This window comes from Streptomyces sp. NPDC093801, assembly GCF_040701585.1.
GTDB lineage: Bacteria > Actinomycetota > Actinomycetes > Streptomycetales > Streptomycetaceae > Streptomyces.
In genome coordinates this window covers 100453-117865 of record NZ_JBFBDP010000019.1, presented here as the reverse complement: position 1 = coordinate 117865, position 17413 = coordinate 100453, and the positions used below count along the sequence as shown (strand labels likewise).

Annotated in this window: 17 protein-coding genes; 9 read left to right on the top strand and 8 right to left on the bottom strand. The window is 75.0% G+C overall.

Going from position 1 to position 17413, the window contains the following annotated elements; genetic code table 11:
* Nucleotide 1: 1 nt before the first annotated feature.
* From AB0469_RS22840 to AB0469_RS22820, 5 genes are all read right to left on the bottom strand, one after another.
* Nucleotides 2-808, bottom strand: coding sequence for an FAD/NAD(P)-binding protein (locus AB0469_RS22840; protein ID WP_366453258.1), 807 nt, complete (start codon nucleotides 806-808; stop codon nucleotides 2-4).
* The gene (locus AB0469_RS22835) at nucleotides 805-1281 is read right to left on the bottom strand and encodes a cyclic nucleotide-binding domain-containing protein (protein ID WP_366453257.1); all 477 of its coding nucleotides are present in this window, start codon (nucleotides 1279-1281) and stop codon (nucleotides 805-807) included. Before AB0469_RS22835 ends, AB0469_RS22840 begins: the two co-directional genes overlap by 4 nt.
* Complete coding sequence (locus AB0469_RS22830) at nucleotides 1278-2447, bottom strand: 4Fe-4S dicluster domain-containing protein (RefSeq protein WP_366453256.1); 1170 nt, start codon at nucleotides 2445-2447, stop codon at nucleotides 1278-1280. The genes AB0469_RS22835 and AB0469_RS22830 overlap by 4 nt, the downstream gene beginning before the upstream one ends.
* A gap of 130 nt (nucleotides 2448-2577) precedes the next feature.
* The gene (locus tag AB0469_RS22825; RefSeq protein WP_366453255.1) at nucleotides 2578-3153 is read right to left on the bottom strand and encodes a hydrogenase maturation protease; all 576 of its coding nucleotides are present in this window, start codon (nucleotides 3151-3153) and stop codon (nucleotides 2578-2580) included.
* Between the two features lie 147 nt (nucleotides 3154-3300).
* Nucleotides 3301-3531 carry an MBL fold metallo-hydrolase RNA specificity domain-containing protein gene (locus tag AB0469_RS22820; RefSeq protein ID WP_366453254.1) on the bottom strand — a complete coding sequence of 77 codons (231 nt, stop codon included), beginning with the start codon at nucleotides 3529-3531 and terminating at the stop codon, nucleotides 3301-3303.
* A 172-nt stretch (nucleotides 3532-3703) separates the two neighbouring features.
* Between AB0469_RS22820 and AB0469_RS22815 the strand changes: the two genes are divergently transcribed.
* From AB0469_RS22815 to AB0469_RS22795, 5 genes are all read left to right on the top strand, one after another.
* Nucleotides 3704-4153 (top strand): universal stress protein, encoded by a 450-nt coding sequence (locus AB0469_RS22815; RefSeq protein WP_366453253.1) that lies wholly within the window; start codon nucleotides 3704-3706, stop codon nucleotides 4151-4153.
* A gap of 274 nt (nucleotides 4154-4427) precedes the next feature.
* Nucleotides 4428-6869 (top strand): phosphoenolpyruvate synthase, encoded by a 2442-nt coding sequence (gene ppsA, locus AB0469_RS22810; RefSeq protein WP_366453252.1) that lies wholly within the window; start codon nucleotides 4428-4430, stop codon nucleotides 6867-6869.
* Nucleotides 6870-7024: 155 nt separating this feature from the next.
* Nucleotides 7025-7621: a hypothetical protein gene (locus tag AB0469_RS22805; protein ID WP_366453251.1), complete on the top strand. Its 597-nt coding sequence runs from the start codon at nucleotides 7025-7027 to the stop codon at nucleotides 7619-7621.
* Nucleotides 7614-10286, top strand: a complete 2673-nt coding sequence (locus tag AB0469_RS22800; RefSeq protein ID WP_366453250.1) for a cation-transporting P-type ATPase — start codon at nucleotides 7614-7616, stop codon at nucleotides 10284-10286. Before AB0469_RS22805 ends, AB0469_RS22800 begins: the two co-directional genes overlap by 8 nt.
* A gap of 19 nt (nucleotides 10287-10305) precedes the next feature.
* Nucleotides 10306-10593 (top strand): DUF1876 domain-containing protein, encoded by a 288-nt coding sequence (locus AB0469_RS22795; RefSeq protein WP_366453249.1) that lies wholly within the window; start codon nucleotides 10306-10308, stop codon nucleotides 10591-10593.
* Nucleotides 10594-10609: 16 nt separating this feature from the next.
* On the opposite strand, the gene AB0469_RS22790 is transcribed toward AB0469_RS22795, so the two are convergent.
* From AB0469_RS22790 to AB0469_RS22780, 3 genes are read right to left on the bottom strand one after another with little or no spacing between them, the layout of a single operon-like run.
* On the bottom strand, nucleotides 10610-11488 hold the full coding sequence (locus AB0469_RS22790; RefSeq protein WP_366453248.1) for a universal stress protein: 879 nt from the start codon (nucleotides 11486-11488) through the stop codon (nucleotides 10610-10612).
* Nucleotides 11489-11544: 56 nt separating this feature from the next.
* A complete protein-coding gene (locus AB0469_RS22785) occupies nucleotides 11545-12147 on the bottom strand; it encodes a CBS domain-containing protein (protein WP_366453247.1) in 603 nt (200 codons plus the stop codon).
* 41 nt (nucleotides 12148-12188) lie between these two features.
* Nucleotides 12189-13064: a universal stress protein gene (locus AB0469_RS22780; RefSeq protein WP_366453246.1), complete on the bottom strand. Its 876-nt coding sequence runs from the start codon at nucleotides 13062-13064 to the stop codon at nucleotides 12189-12191.
* A gap of 264 nt (nucleotides 13065-13328) precedes the next feature.
* Here AB0469_RS22780 and AB0469_RS22775 point away from each other — a divergent pair, with 264 nt between their 5' ends.
* The 4 genes from AB0469_RS22775 to AB0469_RS22760 are packed head-to-tail and all read left to right on the top strand — an operon-like array spanning nucleotide 13329 to nucleotide 17395.
* Nucleotides 13329-14237: a universal stress protein gene (locus AB0469_RS22775; RefSeq protein ID WP_366453245.1), complete on the top strand. Its 909-nt coding sequence runs from the start codon at nucleotides 13329-13331 to the stop codon at nucleotides 14235-14237.
* The gene (locus AB0469_RS22770; protein ID WP_366453244.1) at nucleotides 14234-14563 is read left to right on the top strand and encodes a hypothetical protein; all 330 of its coding nucleotides are present in this window, start codon (nucleotides 14234-14236) and stop codon (nucleotides 14561-14563) included. The genes AB0469_RS22775 and AB0469_RS22770 overlap by 4 nt, the downstream gene beginning before the upstream one ends.
* Before the next feature lie 7 nt (nucleotides 14564-14570).
* Complete coding sequence (locus AB0469_RS22765) at nucleotides 14571-17162, top strand: cation-transporting P-type ATPase (RefSeq protein ID WP_366453243.1); 2592 nt, start codon at nucleotides 14571-14573, stop codon at nucleotides 17160-17162.
* The gene (locus AB0469_RS22760; protein ID WP_366453242.1) at nucleotides 17159-17395 is read left to right on the top strand and encodes a DUF1918 domain-containing protein; all 237 of its coding nucleotides are present in this window, start codon (nucleotides 17159-17161) and stop codon (nucleotides 17393-17395) included. The genes AB0469_RS22765 and AB0469_RS22760 overlap by 4 nt, the downstream gene beginning before the upstream one ends.
* The last annotated feature ends 18 nt before the right edge of the window (nucleotides 17396-17413 follow it).

Sequence of the window (17413 nt, the reverse complement as noted above, 5' to 3'; positions counted from 1 at the left end):
GTCACAGTTCCCGGACGGAGAGCAGGGACTCGGCCTGGTCGTGGCCGATGACGGGCCCGTCGCGGCAGAGCAGCAGGGGGCCGAGCTGGCAGTGTCCGCAGTGGCCCGTGGCGCAGCGCATGGTGCGCTCCAGGGAGACCCGGATCCGGTCCTGGCGCACGCCGCGGTGGGCGAGCGCGCGGCCGGTGGCGCGGATCATGACTTCGGGGCCGCAGACGAAGGCGGTCGTCCGTGCCGGGTCGAACGCGGCCTCGTCGAGCAGCGCGGTGACGACCCCCACCCTCCCGGTCCAGCCGGCGGAGGGCCGGTCGACGGTGACGGCCGCGAAGGGCCGGCGCCACGCCGGGAACTCCCCGGGGTACAGCAGGTCGGCCGGCGTACGGGCACCGGCGAGCACGTTGAGCCGCCCGAACGCCTCCGGCCCGGCCAGTACGGTGTCGATCAGGGGGCGCAGTGGGGCGAGGCCGATGCCGCCCGCGACGACGAGCACGTCGCCGCCCCGGGCGCGGTCCGCGTCCCAGCCGGTGCCGAAGGGGCCGCGGACCCCGACCACCGCGCCGGGCCGGAGCCCGTACAGGGCCCGCGACACGGCGCCGACGGCCCGCACGGTGTGGGCGAGCGCGCCCCCGTCGAGGATCCGGGACACGGATACCGGGATCTCGCCGACCCCGAAGGCGTACAGCATGGCGAAGCGGCCCGGTGCGAACGGCGCCGTGCGTCCGGCGACCGGCTCCAGGGTGAGGGTGACCACGTCACCGGTCTCCTCCCGCCGGTCCCGTACGCGGTACGGCAGCGGTACGGCCGTCACCGCACGGGCCCGTTGCGCTGCGGCCCGTACAGGTCGAGCAGCCGGGTCCGGGTGGCCCGCAGCCGTTCCCCGATCGTCCCCGCGACCACGGTCACGAGGGCCAGGCCCAGGGCGGGCCGCTCGGCGCACAGGGCGCGCACCGCGGCGGCGTCGAACTCCCAGGCGAGGGTCGGCTCCAGGGCCTCGGCGCCCAGGTGCCAGCGGTGGGGCGGGCACAGCCAGGACCAGCCGAGCAGCCCGCCCGCGCCGATCGTCTCGACCACGGCACGCCCCCGGCCGGGCACCTGTACGTCGAGTGCGACGGCGCCCGAGCGGACGATCCAGAACCGGTCCGCCTCCCCGCCCTCCTCGAAGACGCGCGCGCCGCCCGGCAGGGTGACGGGGCGGGCCAGGGCCATGAGCAGCTCGCGCCCCTCCGGGGGCAGGGCACCGGCCAGCCCCGCGGCGGCGGGTCCTCCGGCGGCCGCGGTCACGGCGCGCCCTTCGGGCGCGCGGCCTCCTCGTGCAAGGCGCGCACCTCCTCCGTGAGGTCGATCCCCGTGGGGCACCAGACGATGCACCGCCCGCACCCCACGCAGCCCGAGCTGTCGAACTGGTCGTGCCAGGTGCCGAGCTTGTGGGTGAGCCACTGGCGGTAGCGGCTGCGCGGGCTCGCCCGGACCGGGCCGCCGTGCAGGAGCGAGAAGTCCAGGTCGTAGCAGGAGTCCCAGCGGCGCCAGCGTTCGGCGTGGTCGCCGGTCAGGTCCGTGACGTCCTCGGTGGTGGTGCAGAAGCAGGTGGGGCAGACCATGGTGCAGTTGCCGCAGCTCAGGCACCGGGCCGTGACGTCGTCCCAGCGGTCCGCGTCCAGCGAGTCCCGCATCAGCGTCCGCAGGTCCACCACCGGCAGGGACCGCCCCATCCGCTCCGACGCCTCCCGCACCCCGTCGGCCGCGGCCGAACGGGTGGCCTCGTCGGCGGCCCGGCCCGGGAGCTCCGCGAGCACCCCGGCCCCCTCCCGCGTCCCGCTGCGGCACAGGAAGCGGTGGCCGGCGCCGTCCACCACCTCGGTCAGGGCGAGGTCGTACCCGGCGTCCACGGCCGGGCCCGTGCCCATCGAGACGCAGAAGCAGGTGGCCCCCGGCTCCGTGCACTCGACCGCGATCAGGAAGGCGCCCGTCCGACGGGAGGCGTAGGCGGGGTCCCGGTGGCGGCCGCCGGTCAGCACCCGGTCCAGGATCCGGATGGCGCGCAGATCGCAGGGCCGCACGCCGAGGAACGCGTACGAGAGGTCCGGCGGCTCCTCCTCGCGCACGGTCAGCCCGCCGTCCGGCCCGCGGTCGGCCGACCACTGGCGGACGCGCTCGGGGTGCAGGAACGTCTTCCACGACTGCGGCCCCGCACTGTGCGAGAAGGCCGCCCCGTCGGCGCGCGGACGGAGCCGGTAGCGGCCCGCCTCCAGCTCCACCCCCCACCCCCAGGGCAGCGCGGCCGCCGAGTCCAGGGCGTCGAGGACGATCGCCCCGTCGCGCACGGTGGGGCCGATCACCGTGCGGCCGCGGCGCTTCAAGGCCCGTACCAGCGCCTCCAGCCCGTCGGGGCCGAGCACCGCCTCGGTTCCTGCGCCGGGGGCCGCTCCGGGGCCGTCGGGGTCGTCCATGTCCTGCCCTCTTCTCCGCGGCCCCTGCGGCCCGGGAGGGCGTGCGGGGCGCGTCCGGCGCTCCGGGGGAGGGCAGGGTCCTGCCCGCGCCCCGGGGCGCCACGGCGTGCGACTGCGTACGGACAGGGTGTCAGGCGGGCGGCCCGCCGTCCGCGAAGGCCGTCCGGCGAGTCCCGTCCGCGGGGCCCGTACGGGCGCCGCCGTCCGGGGGCGCGGCGTGCCGTGCGATCTCCGCCTCGACCCGCCGGACCAGACGCGGCACCGCGGCCGCCACCGCCGGTGTCATGCCCGGTCCCACCGAGCGGTCCACTCCCTCCACCGCGAACACGACCAGACGATCGGGGCCCCGCCCGAGCGCCGCACCCAGGCGCAGGGCCTCGGAGAGCCCCAGCGCGTGGGTGCTGTGCCGGGCCGCCCCCGTCGGACGCAGGACGCCGCCCGCCGCGCTGTCCCAGCGGTACGCCCGCCCCGGCCGTGCCGAGGGCGGGAAGCAGGCGTCGACCACGATCACCGGACCGGCTCCGGCCCACAGCTCCAGCAGCCGGCCGGGATCGCCGTCGCACTGCGCCAGTACGGTCCCCGGTGGCAGCTCGCGCCGGGCCGCCCGCTCCCTGAGCGCGGCGACCACGGCCCACCCGATCCCGTCGTCCCGGCGGAAGTCGTTGCCCAGCCCGACGACCGTCGTGCCGACCGCGGTCTCGGCCACGTCGAACCCCCTTCCCGGGCCGGCACCGCCCCGGCGGCCACGGCGCAGGACGGTTACGGCCGGCCGCACGTCCGTCCCGGGCCCCATACTCGAACGGCCCGGCGCCACGCGCATGCCGGCCCCCGGCCCGGGCGGGCGCGGCCCGGATCAGCGGACCAGGACGGCCTCCCCGGGCCCGGGCACCACGGCCGTCCAGCCGAGCTCGTGGTCGACGCGGGCCCGCAGGGTTGCGGAGGCGGTCTCCTCGCCGTGGACGAGGTAGGTGGTGTGCGGGGGCGGCGCGCCGCGCAGCCGGCCGACGATCTGATCCGCGCGGCATCCCCCATGATGCGTCCACGAGACCCGACCGGTCCCCTCGGCGGGGACCGACCGGCCCACGCGCCGCCGCGGCGCGGGGGCGCAGCCTGACGGTGACCGCCGCCGGCGTAGCGACCGGCAGCGATCCCCGCAGCGTTCGTCACCTGCGGTGACTCCCCGGGCCGGCGCCCCACATGGCGGCGGCCGCCCGTCCCGTACACGCTGGAGGCATGTCCAGGAAGGAGCCAACAGCATGAACACGCAACACGAGGCTCCGAGGATCGTCGTGGGCGTCGATGGGTCGCCCTCGTCCCGCACGGCGCTGCGCTGGGCGGTCGCCTACGCCGGCCTCGTCGGCGCAGCGGTGGAAGCGGTCACGGCCTGGGAAATCCCGGGTGAAGCGTCGTGGTCGGCTCCGGCGGTGGACGCGGAGTTCGACGAGGAGGAGGCCGAGAAGCTGCTCGTCGACGAGGTCCGCACTGTCCTCGGCGAGGCGGGGAGCCGCCTGGTGCGCGAGCGCCTGGTGCACGGCCACCCGGTCGAGGTCCTCGTCGACGCGGCCGAAGGGGCCGACATGCTCGTCGTGGGCAGCCGCGGACGCGGCGGCTTCCGCCGGGCACTCCTCGGCTCGGTGAGCCAGCAGGTGGCGCTCCACGCCCCGTGCCCGGTGACGATCGTCCGACCGGACGTCTCCGTGGCGTGAGCCGTGTCGGGGCCGATCGGCCCCACGCGCGAGCGGACCGTTCGGCCCCGCGCCACCGGTCCCCTCGGCACTGGGGACGGAGCGGCACCGGCATGACCGTGGAAGGGCGCCCCACCGGCGCCGCTTCCCCGAGAGGGTGACCATCATGCAGCGCATACGGATGCAGACCCCGCCGAAGCGGCCCCGAGAGCCCGCTCCCCTGGACCTGCGCACGCCGTCCGGCCGCCCGCTGCCCTACTGAGCACCCGCCGTCAGGCAGGCCACGGAGGCCGTCATGGAAGACATGCGACGCGTCATACCCTTCACCCGGCTCGGCCGCGGCGACCTCGGCCGGGTCGGAGGGAAGAACGCCTCGCTGGGCGAGCTCACCGTCCGGCTGGCGTCGGCGGGCGTGACCGTACCGCCCGGCTTCGCCACCACCGCCGAGGCCTACGGGGAACTGCTCGACCGGCACGGGCTGCGCATCCGCATCGCGGCACAGCTGGACCGGTACCGCGACGGCGCCGCGCTCGAGGACGTCGGTGCCGCCATCCGTTCGCTGATCATGGCCGAGCCGCTGCCGGAGGCCCTGCGGGACGAGATCACCTCCGCGTACGAGGCCCTCGGACGGGAACTGGGCCGACCGGTACCGGAAGTCGCCGTGCGCAGCTCGGCCACGGCCGAGGACCTGCCCGAAGCCAGCTTCGCCGGGCAGCAGGAGACGTTCCTGAACGTCCGCGGCGCCGAGCCGCTTCTGGAGGCCGTGCACCGCTGCTTCGCCTCCCTCTACACCGACCGGGCCATCGACTACCGCGAGCGCATGGGCTTCGACCATCTGGGCGTGGCCCTCTCCGTCGGCGTCCAGGCGATGGTCCGCTCCGACCTCGCCGGTGCCGGGGTGATCTTCACCCTCGACCCGGAGACCGGCTTCCCCGAGGTCGTCGTGATCAGCGCGGCCTGGGGCCTCGGCGAGACCGTCGTCAGCGGGCAGACCGACCCCGACGAGTACACCGTCTTCAAGCCCTCCCTGAAGGACCCGGCCCTGAACCCCGTCATCGACGTGCGCATCGGAGCCAAGCGCCGCAAGGCCGTCTACGCCCAGGGCGGCCTCACCGACACGGTCGACACCTCCGCCGAGGAGCGCGGCTGCCGCGTCCTGACCGATGCCGAGGCGCGCCAGCTCGCCGCCTGGGCCGTGGCCGTCGAGGAGCACTACGGGTGCCCCATGGACCTGGAGTGGGCCAAGGACGGCATCACCGGCGAGCTGGCGGTCGTCCAGGCCCGGCCGGAGACCGTGCAGTCCCGCCGGCGGTCGACGACCCTGCGCCGCTGCCGCCTCACCGGCACGCCCGGTGAGCCGCTCGCGGAAGGCATCGCGGTCGGCGAGGCCATCGGCGCCGGCCCCGTGTGCCGCCTGGACACCCCCGTCGACCTGGACCGCTTCCCCACGGGCGCCGTGCTGGTCACCTCGATCACCGACCCCGACTGGGAACCGATCATGAAGCGCGCCGCCGCGATCGTCACCGACCACGGGGGCCGCACCTCGCACGCGGCGATCGTCAGCCGGGAACTTGGCGTCCCCGCCGTCGTCGGCACCGGCAACGCCACCGGGGTCCTGCCGCGCGGCGGGCACGTCACCGTCTCGTGCACCGAGGGCAGCCGCGGCCGTGTGTACGCGGGCCTGGTGCCGTACCAGGAGACCGAGACCGACCTCGCCGCCCTGCCCGCCACCCGTACCCGGGTGATGCTCAACCTCGCCGACCCGTCGGCGGCGTTCCGCTGGTGGCGGCTGCCGGCCGACGGCGTGGGACTGGCCCGCCTGGAGTTCATCGTCGCCCACCAGGTCAAGGTCCACCCCATGGCGCTGGTCCACCCCGAGCGCCTGGACGCGGCCGACCGGTGCGCCGTCGACCAGCTCACCGAGGGCCACCTCGACCGCACCGGCTACTTCACGGACCGCCTCGCGTACGGCATCGCCCGGATCGCCGCCTCCCGGTGGCCGGACCCGGTCGTCGTCCGCACCAGCGACTTCAAGACCAACGAGTACGCCAAGCTGCTGGGCGGGCGGCCGTTCGAGCCGGTCGAGGCCAACCCGATGATCGGCTGGCGGGGCGCCAGCCGCTACTACGACGACGGCTACCGCGAGGGCTTCGCCCTCGAATGCCGGGCCCTGCGCCGGGTGCGCGACGAGATGGGCCTGACCAACGTCATCGTCATGATCCCCTTCTGCCGCACCCTCGAAGAGGCCGACAAGGTCCTCGACGTCATGGCCGGCGAGGGCCTGCGGCGCGGCGGGAACGGGCTCGAGGTCTACGTGATGGCCGAGATCCCGGCCAACATCCTGCTCGCCCAGGACTTCGCCGAACGCTTCGACGGCTTCTCCATCGGCAGCAACGACCTCACCCAGCTCACCCTCGGCGTCGACCGGGACTCCGAAGCGCTCGCCGACGTCTTCGACGAGAACGACCCGGCCGTCACCGGCCTGATCCGGATGCTGGTCCCACGGGCCCACGCGGTCGGACGCCCCGTGGGCCTGTGCGGCCAGCGGCCCAGTGACGACCCCGCGTTCGCGGCGTTCCTGGTCGGTGTCGAGGTCGACTCGATCTCCGTGGTCCCCGACAGCTTCGCCGACGTCAAGCAGCACGTGGCCGCAGCCGAGGCGGGCGGCTGCGGCGGGGACCGGATGGTCCCCGCCGGGAACCGTCCGGCCCATGCGCGACCGCCGTCGGCCGCATGACAGTGACATCGGCCCACGAGGACGGGAAAGGGCTCGGTTCCCGCCGTCGTCCGCCGGACGCAGCTCCTCGGCGGCCCGGGCCCACCCCATCGTCGCCGAGCCCGCCGCCCGAACCGGGTGGCCGGGCCGGCACGTACGCAGTGCGGAGGCGCGTCATGGACGACCGGACGTCGGGACCGGGGAGCAACCCGCTCCGGCGGAGGGCCGACCGCACCCGCACCCGTCTGCACGTCGCCTTCGCCCTGGCCTGCCTCGTCGCCGTGTTCTGCGGCCTCGCCGTCGGACGGGCAGCCTGGACCGACGGAAGCCGCGCCGCCCAGTCGGTCGCCCGGCATCGGCACGACGTCCGGGCCGTCACGGTCGGCCGCACCACCTACCGGGCCGGGGACGGGCCGGGCGGTACGCCGGTCACCGTCGCCCCCGCCACGTGGCACTATCCCGTCGACCGCGCGCACACGGGCACCCTCCCCGTCCCCGTGGGCACGCGTGAGGGGGACACGGTCCGCGCCTGGGTCGACGACGCGGGCACCGCGGCCGACGCGCCGCCCGGCGCGGTCGACGTGGGGCTGGCCGCCTTCGGCCTGGGAACGGGGGCGCTCGCCGGGATCCTGCTGGCCTCGGGCGCCTTCGTCCGCTTCGGGCTCCGGATCGTCGACGCACGCAGTTCCCGCGCCTGGGAGACCGAGTGGGAGGGCGTCGAGCCCCTGTGGTCCGGGCGCCTGCGGCCCGGTCGGGGAGCCGACGATGGCTGACAGCGCCGTGGACCCGGACCTCAGGCCGGACGCCACCCCGGATCCGCTCGAACCCCTGCCGCTGCTCCGCCGTGAACTGCACACCGGACCGCTGGGCCTGTCGAGCCGGGAGGCGGAACGGCGTCTGGCGGTCTACGGGCCCAACGAGGTCCGACGCACGGCCCGGCCGAGCGTCCTGCGGGAGCTCCTGCGGCAGCTCGTCCACCCCCTGGCACTGCTCCTGTGGGCGGCGGCGGCCCTCGCCTTCATCGCGGCCATCGACGTGCTCGGCTGGGCGATCGTCGCGGTCGTCCTCGTCAACGCGGGCTTCGCCCTCGTCCAGGAACGGCAGGCCGAGAAGGCCGTCGAAACCCTGGCCCACTACCTTCCGGCACGGGCCCGGGTGATCCGTGACGGGCAGCCGCAGCACGTCCCCGCCCGTGATCTGGTCCCCGGCGACCTCGTCGTCCTGGAGGAGGGCGACCGGATCCCCGCGGACGCCCGTCTGACGGAAGGCGGCATCGAGGCCGACCTGTCCATGCTCACGGGAGAGTCCACCCCGGTCGAGCGCCTGGCCGGCCCCGGTCTGCAGGCGGTGCCGGTCCTCCAGGAGCCGAACCTGGTGTTCAGCGGCACCAGCGCCACGGAAGGACAGGCGCAGGCCATCGTCTTCGCCACCGGCGACCACACGGAGCTGGGCCGGATCGCGGCCCTCAGCCAGCGGACCCGGCGCGAGCCCAGCCCGTTGGAGAAGCAGGTCAAGAGGGTCGCCTGGCTGATCGCGGCGGTCGCCGTCGTCATGGGGGCCGTGTTCCTGGTGACCGGTGTGGCGGTGGGCCTGCCGGTGACCGATTCGCTGATGTTCGCGATCGGCCTGCTCGTCGCCAACGTTCCCGAAGGGCTGCTGCCCACGATCACCCTCGCCCTCGCGGTCGGAGTCCGGGTGCTGGCCCGGCAGGGAGCGGTGATCAAGCGGCTGAGCGCCGTGGAGACCCTCGGTTCCACCAACGTCATCTGTACCGACAAGACCGGCACGCTCACGCGCAACGAGATGCGCCTGCACGGCTTCTGGACGCCCGAGGACCGCACCGGGGCCGGGACCCGGAGCGCCGGTCTGATCCGGGCGGCCGCCCTGTGCACCACCGTCACCCGTGAGACCGACGGCCGGCTGCACGGGGATCCGACCGAGATCGCCCTGGTCGAGGGGGCCGCGGAGCGGGCCGTGCCCGTCGACCCGGCGGCCCGCGACGCCGGCCGCCGGGCCTGTTTCCGCTTCGATCCCCGCCTGCGCCTGATGTCCGTGGTCCAGCCGACGGACCACGACCGCCTCCGCGTCATCGTCAAGGGAGCACCGGAGGCCGTCCTGACCCTGTTGGCGGACGGGGAGCCGGCCCGCGAGGCGCAGGCGGCGGCCGACGCGCTGGCGGGCGACGGCATGCGGGTGCTGGCCGTCGCCGTGCGCGACCTGCCCGACGGTGCCGAACCCCCGGTGCGGCGTCAGCAGGCCGAACGGGACCTGCACCTGCTCGGGCTGGTCGGTCTCTACGATCCGCCGCGCCCCGAGGTCGCCGCCGCGGTCGAACGCTGTCACGAGGCGGGGCTCACCGTGCACATCGTCACCGGCGACAACGGTGCCACGGCCGCCGCGGTGGCCCGGTCCGTGGGCATCGGCGCGGCCGGGCTGACGGTGATCGCCCAGTCCGAGGCGGTCGCCGACCACGACCTCGACCACCTCCTGCGCCAGGGCGACACCGAGATCGTCTTCGCGCGGTCCTCGCCCGAGACGAAGCTGAAGGTGGCCGACGCCCTGCGGGCGCACGGGCAGATCGTGGCCATGACGGGCGACGGGGTGAACGACGCCCCCGCCCTGCACCGCGCCCACATCGGCGTGGCCATGGGGAAGTCGGGCACGGACGTGGCCCGCGAGGCCTCCACCATGGTCCTCACGGACGACAACTTCGCCACCATCGTCACGGCGATCGAATCCGGACGCCGGGTCTACGACAACGTCCGCAAGTTCATCGTCTACATCTTCGCCCACCTCACCCCCGAGGTGGTTCCCTTCCTCGTGTTCGCCCTCTCCGCCGGCGCGGTGCCACTGCCGCTGACCGTGCTCCAGATCCTCGCCATCGACCTCGGCACCGAGACCCTCCCCGCACTCGCCCTCGGCCGCGAGCGGGCCGAACCGGGCGTCATGTCCCGGCCGCCCCGCCCCGGCACCCAGGGAGTGATCAGCAAAGACATGCTGGTCCGCAGCTGGGGCTGGCTGGGCACCGTCTCCGCGGCCCTGGTCATGACCGCCTTCTTCTACGTCCTGCAACGCGCCGGATGGCAGCCCGGCGACCCCACCGGCCCCGGCACCCCGCTCCACCACGCCTACCTCACCGCCACCACCGCCACCTTCGCCGGGATCGTCACCTGCCAGGTCGGCACCGCCATCGCCGCACGCACCGACCACGCCGCCCTGCGCGACATCGGCTTCCTCACCAACCCCCTGCTCCTCGCCGGCATCGCCTTCGAACTCGCCTTCACCGCGGCACTCGTCTACGCGCCCCCGCTCCAGCACCTCTTCGGCACCGCGGCCCTGCCCCTGGACGTCGTCCTCCTCATCGCGGCCTTCCCACCGCTGGTCTGGGGGACCGACGAGGCCCGCCGCTGGGCCCGCCGCCACCGGAACCGCTCCTGACACCACCGGAGGAAACACCATGTCGCACACCGGCGAATGGAAGACCCGCGTCTACTTGTTCGAGGAAGACCGGACGACCAACGTCCGCGTCGAACTGGACACCGGCACCACGAAGCTCACCGGCCACGGAACCGCGCGCTGCAACCCCACCGACGCGGACGTACCGGAGATCGGTGACGAGCTCGCCGCGGCCCGGGCCATGGAAGACCTCGGCGCGCAGCTGAAGCGCCTCGCCTTCGGCGACGTGGAGGAAGCCGGCGGCCGCCCGCAAGGCAGGAGCGCGCCGTGGGCCACCGCGGCGGAATGACCTGCCCCGTGCGTCCTCAGTCGTGTGCGACGACGGCGACCGGGCAGGTGGCGTGGTGCATCACGGCATGGGTGATGGGGCCGATGTGGGCGCCGAGCGCCGCGCGGCGGATGCGGCGGCCGACGACGACCAGTGCCGCCCCCTGCGCGGCCTCCAGGATCTGGACGGCCGGCTGCCCGATGACGGCGCGTGAGTCCACGGCGAGCCGGGGGTACTTCAGCCGCCAGGGACTCAGCAGGTCCCGCAGGCCCGCCTCCAGCCCGTCGGCGATCTCCTGCCCGACGCCGGGGTCGAGGGCGGGAGCGTAGGCGAGCACGGGCGGTGGTGACCAGCCGTGGACGACGACCAGCGGGCAGGACCGCCGGTGGGCTTCCTCGCAGGCGAAGGCGATCAGCCGATCGCAGGTGCTGCGGAGGTCCACTGCGAGCACCACCGGCCCGCCGTCGCCGCCCCGCCCGGCCGTGCCGCCGGTGTCCGGGTCCGTGCGGACGAGCACGACGGGTGTCTCGGTCCGGGGAAGGGTGTCGGAGCCGGTCGAGCCGACGAGGAACCCCGCGACGGCGCCGAGCCTGCGTGATCCGAGAACGAGGAGGTCCGCGTCCGCGGCGGCTTCCGCGAGGCCGTCGGACACCGGGCGCCCGTCGATCCGGTGCGTGCGGACGGCCAGGGCGGGGTGTGCGTGCTCCAGGCGTTTGCGGGTGCCGGCCAGGAGGTCGTCGGTCCACTGCCTGCGGACCTCGGGCAGCGGTACGGCGAAGGGCGCGTACTCCGGCCAGTCCTCCACGTGGAGGAGGTCGAGCGCGGCTCCGCGCAGTTCGGCCTCCTCGGCCGCCCAGTCGGCCGAAGCGGCGTCTGCGCCCGATCCGTCCAGGCCTGCGACGATCTTGTTCGACATGGATCTTCCTCCTCTGACGGGAGACCGGCCCCCAGGACCGGCCGGGGGTCCTCTCCTCACACCGGTGCGGTGACCGTGAAGTCGGCCTTGACGTCCACGACTCCCGGTACGGTCCCGGCGGCGCGCACCACCACGTCTTCCAGCGTGGGATCGGGCAGGGTGCCGTACAGGTAGGCGACGCCGCCCGCGACGTGGACGTGGACCTCTGCCGAACCGCTGGGGGTGAGCCGGCCCGTGATCAGTTCACGGATCTCGGCCCCGATGTCGGCGTCGGGCCGGAGGTAGACCTTCAGCAGGTCGCCGCGGCTGACGACGCCGGTGAGGTGGCCGTCGCCGTCGACCACGGGCAGGCGCTTGAGGTGGCGGCGCGCCATCAGGCGTGCCGCGGCCTCGAGCGTGGCGTCCTTCGTCACCGTCACGGCCGGGTGCGTCATCAGCCGCTCTGCGGTGGTCGCGCGGTCGGGGTCGGGGTCCGTCCCGTTGAGCAGCAGGTCGGCTTCCGACACGACGCCGGTCACCCTTCCCTCACCGGACAGGACGGGAAGGGCGCTGACGTTCCACATCCGCATTGTTTCCACCAGGTCCTTGAACGCGGTGTCGTGGTCGACGGAGATCACGGCATGGGTCATGACGTCGTCGACGGTGCGCAGGTGTTCCATGGCCTGTCCTCTGCGATGGGTCGGCGGAAGGGGCGGGTGCCTCAGGCGTGGGCGACGACCGCCACGGGCGCTGCCGCGTGGTGCAGTACCGCGTGGGCGACGGGCCCGAGGTGCACGCCGAGCGGGGAGCGGCGCAGGTGGCGGCCGACCACGACCAGCCCCGCTCCCCGGGAGGCCCGCACGAGCCGCTCGCCGGCGGATCCCGTGAACACGCTGGTGGTGGCGTTCACGTCCGGGAACTTGTGCCGCCAGGGCAGCAGCATGTCGTCGACCATGCGGGTGACGCTCCGGCCGATGTCCCGCTCGTTGTCCGGGTCGAAGAAGGGGACGTAGGCGTAGGCGGGGGGCATCTTCCATCCGTGCACGGCCCGCAGCGGGCATCCGCGCCGTTGCGCCTCTTCGAAGGCGAAGGCGAGCATCCGGTCGCCGGCCTCGCGGATGTCGACGCCGACGACCACCTCGGCGGCCGTACCGCCGCCGGCGGTGTCGTCCGGGCCGTCGGCGGCGCGGACGAGGACGACGGGGGTGTCGGTGGCGACCACGGTGGACAGCGCCACCGAGCCGACGAGGAAGCCGACCAGCCCGCCGAGCCCGCGCGAGCCCAGGACCAGCAGCGACGCGTCGGCCGCCTCGGCGGCGAGGGCGGCGGCCGGGCGGCCCTGCGGACAGCGGGTCGTGATCTCCAGGAGCGGATGGAGCCGGCGCAGTTCCTCCGCCGTTTCGGTCAGGGCCTGGTCCGCCCACCGGTCCACGTCCTGCCTGCCCACGCCGGGGAGGACCGGGTCCAGGGGCCAGTCGACGGCGTGGACGAGCCGCAGGGACACCCGCCGCAGGACGGCCTCCCGCGCCGCCCAACGGGCGGCCGCCCGGCCCTCGGCGGAGCCGTCGACTCCGACCGCTACGTGGTTGTTCTGCATGGAGCCCTCCTGCGTCTCTGTTCGTGGGAGGCCGAAGTGGTGCGTCCGTGTGCTGCCCACACTCCGCCGGGGAGAAGGCGGAATCGAGGGCCGAACAGCCCCTTCCCGGGACCGGAAGGGCCACCCGGCCGCGGCCGGACGGAGCCGGGCCGTCGCGATGGGGACCTTTGGTCCTGGCAGCGGTCCCGTGCGGCCCTCTTCCCACCCACGCCGCCGGTGTCAGCGTGGGTGGTGTCCCCATCGGCCCCGCTGTCGGGAGCAATCGTGGAAAGCACCATCCGTACCCCGGACACCAGCTCGGTCATCGTCGGTGTGGACGGATCGGAGCCGGCCCGCCTCGCTGCCCTCTGGGCCGCCGGGGAGGCCGTACGCCGCAGCCGCCCCCTGCGCCTCGTCTACGGTGCCGACACGGACGCCAGGGCCTTGTACCTGTCCGCGGAGAGCGTCGAAAAGGTCCGTGCGGCCGGCCGCGTGCTCCTGGACGACACGGCGAAGGCCGTCGCTGCCGCGTATCCCGGTCTGCTGGTGACCACCGAGTTCAGCCGCGCGGACGCCGTCACGAGCCTGTACCGGGCCGGCGGCCTGCACGGCACGATCGTGGTGGGCAGCCGGGGCCTGGGCGGCTTCGACTCGCTCATGCTGGGCTCCGTCGGCCTCGACACGGCAGCCGGCGCGAGGACTCCCGTCATCGTGGTCCGCGGCGTCGACGGGACGGGTGAGCGGGGCAGCGTCCTCGTCGCCGTCCGTGACGAGCACGACCTCGCGTGCGCCCGGTACGCGGCGCGGGAGGCCGAGCTGGGCAAGGCGTCGCTGCGGCTGGTGCACGTGTGGAACATCCTCCGGTCCGTCGGCAGCGTGGTGCCCATGCTCGACGACGTCGACGCGATCGCCGGGGAGCACGCGGCGGTCCTGGAAGCCGTCACGGACGCGGTCCACGCGGAGTTCCCCGAGCTGCCGGTCGAGAGCGACGCGGAGAAGGGCGTCTCCGTGGCGGGCGTCCTCGTCGAGGCGTCCCGCCGCGCCGACCTGCTCGTCATGGGCGGGCGCAGGGCGCTCACCCCGCTGGGAATCGGCCGCAGCCTGGGCCGCGTCCCGCACCGCGTGCTGCACCACGCCCACTGCCCGGTCCTCCTCCTCCCACGGGTGGGGGCCGACTTCGGGAGCGGCTCGTGACCGGCCGGTGGGAACGCGCCCGTGTCGCCCGCGGGCGTATCGACCCGGAACGGGAGTGGCGACCGCCTCCGGCCCGGGCCGCCGACGAAGCCCGCTCGCGCCACCTTCCGGTCCGTCCGGTGCTCACCGTGCCGCCCGGGAACGACGCCCACCACGCCGACGGCACCCCGGGGCGGACGGATCCGCGACGGGTGGTCGCGGAGGGGCCCGACCAGGCCGGCGACCGGATCCGGGAACGCCGTCCGGAGCCGGCCGTGGCCACCGATCTGCGGGAAGGCCTCCCCGCCGAGGTCATCGCCCGCTTGATCACCGTCCCGGAGCGATGAGGCCGACATGACCCGCCCCGCGATCGACGCACAGCCCGTCCGAGCGCCGCAGGGCCCGGACCCCTCGGGGCTGGCCCGGGCCGAGGCCGAGCGCAGGCTGGTCCGCTACGGCCGCAACGAGGTGCCGCAGCCCCCGCCGACGCCCCTGTACCACCGGGTCCTCGCCCAGCTCCGAGACCCGTTGATCATGGTGCTGCTCGGTGCCGCCGCGCTCACCGTCGCCATCGGCGACCACCCGGACGCCGTCGTCATAGGACTGGTGATCGTCGTCAACACCACCGTGGGCGTCGTCCAGGAGGTGAGGGCCGATCGCGCCGTCGCCGCGCTCTCCGCGCTCTCGGCCCCCCACGCCCGGGTGCTGCGCGACGGAGCCCCGTACGTGGTGGCCGCCGCCCTGGTGGTCCCGGGGGACACCCTGCTGCTGGGGGAGGGGGACATCGTCGCCGCGGACGCCGATCTCACCGAGGCGTCCGCGCTCCTGATGGACGAAACGATGCTCACCGGCGAGTCGGAACCGGTCGACAAGACCGCGGGCGGGACGGTGTCCGCCGGAACCGTCGTCGTACGCGGCCGCGGCACCGCCACCGCCACGGCCACCGGCCCGGCGAGCGCCCTCGGCCGCATCGCCGCACTCCTGGACGGCGGCCACGAACCGACCCCGCTCCAGCGCCGGCTCGCGTCCCTGGGACGCGTCCTCGCCCTGGTCACCATCGCCCTGTGCGCGCTGGTCTTCGCCCTCGGCCTGCTGCGGGACCTGGCGCCGGGCACGATGGCCGTCACGGCCATCAGCCTGGCCGTCGCGGCCGTCCCCGAATCCCTGCCGGCCGTGGTCACCCTCGCCCTCGCCCTCGGAGCCCGCCGCATGGCGGCGCGCGGCGCTCTCGTCCGCCGCCTGCCGGCCGTCGAGACCCTCGGGTCGGTGAGCGTGCTGGCCACGGACAAGACGGGCACCCTCACCGAGGGCCGCATGGTCGTCCAGCACCTGTGGACGCCCTCCGGCGGCGCCGACGTGTCGGGCAGCGGATACGCACCGGACGGCGAGCTGACACGCGCGGGGCGCACGCCGACGCCCGAGGAGCTCCGCCCGCTGCGGGAGCTGCTCACCACGGCGGCCCTGTGCAACGACGCGAGCCTCAAGCCCCCCGGAGGCGGATCGGACGCCTGGAGCGCCATCGGCGACCCCATGGAGGCCGCCCTGCTGGCAGCCGCTGCGAAAGCGGGCTGCCCCGGCCCGGCCGAGCTCCACCAGGCCTGCCCGAGGATCGCGGAAGCGCCCTTCGACAGCCTGCGCAAACGGATGACCACACTGCACCACCTGCCCGACGGGAACGTGCTGGTGTGCCTCAAGGGAGCTCCCGAGGCGGTCCTCACGCCCGGCGTGCTGGCCGACCCGCCCGAGCTGCTGGACCGGGCCCGCGCGGAGGCCGCCGGCCTGGCCGCCCACGGGTTCCGCGTGCTGGCGGTCGCGGGCACGGAGCGGCTCGTGTGGGACCAGCCGGCCGTCGAGGCCGAGCGGGGCCTGCGGCTGCTCGGGCTGATCGCCCTCAGCGACCCGCCGAAAGCCGCTGCCGCCGCGACCCTGGCGGCCTGCCGGGATGCGGGCATCACCTCCGTCCTGATCACCGGCGACCACCCCGCGACGGCGCGCGCGATCGCCGAACGCACCGGCCTCGTCCAGGACGGGCAGCCGGGCGAGGTCCTCACCGGCCCCGAGCTGGCCGCCGCGCCGGACACCGACCTGACCGGCATCAGGGTCTTCGCCCGCACCGACCCGCAACAGAAGCTGGACATCGTCCACGCCTGGCGGGCCCGCGGCGCCGTCACCGCCATGACCGGCGACGGAGTCAACGACGGCCCCGCCCTCCGCCAGGCCGACATCGGTGTCGCCATGGGGGCCCGGGGCACGGAGGTGGCCCGCCAGGCCGCCGACCTCGTCCTCACCGACGACGAGCTCGCCACCGTGGTCACGGCCGTCGAGGAAGGCCGCCGGGTGTACGACAACATCCGGCGCTTCCTCGTCTACGCCATGGCCGGCGGAGCCGCCGAGATCCTCGTGATGCTGCTCGGCCCGCTGCTCGGCCTGCCCTTGCCCCTGCGTGCCGGGCAGATCCTGTGGATCAACCTCCTCACCCATGGCCTCACCGGCGTGGCCATGGGCGCCGAGCCCGTCGCGCCGCACGCCATGCGGCGGCCGCCCCGGCCGCCCGGCCAGCACATCCTCGCCGCAGGTGTCTGGCAGCGCCTCCTGGTTCTGGCATCCGCCGTGACGGCGGTCAGCCTGCTGGCCGCAGCCGCCGCCCGCACCGTCGGCCTGCCCTGGCAGAGCGTGCTCTTCCTGGCCCTGCTCGCGGCCCAGCTGGGCGTCGCCCTGGGACTGAGGGCCCGGCTGATGACCAGGGAGAACCTCTTCCTGCCCGCGGCCGTGGCCGGATCCGCCGTCCTGGCGCTGGCGGCCCTGTACGTCCCCTCGCTGCGATCGCTGCTGGACACCGAGCCCGTCGGCCCGACCGGCATGGGGCTCGCCGCGGCGGCCGCACTCTGCGCATTCGTCGCCGCCCGGCTCCTGCGGGGCGCATTCCACGGAAAGGCGAGGTCATGAAGGCCTTTGCACCGGAACACGGGTCAGGCATCCACGCCGAGGTCGGCGATCAGATCGTCGTGGGCGGTCCCACCGTGGGCCGGCCCGGCCGGGACGGGGAGGTCATCGCCCTGCACCACGCCGACGGCACCCCGCCCTACGACGTGCGCTGGTCCGACACCGGCCGCACGTCGGTGTTCTTCCCCGGCCCGGACGCCCACGTCCGGCATCTGCACGAGGAGGCGGACGAGTAGCCCGCCGCCGAGGACCGG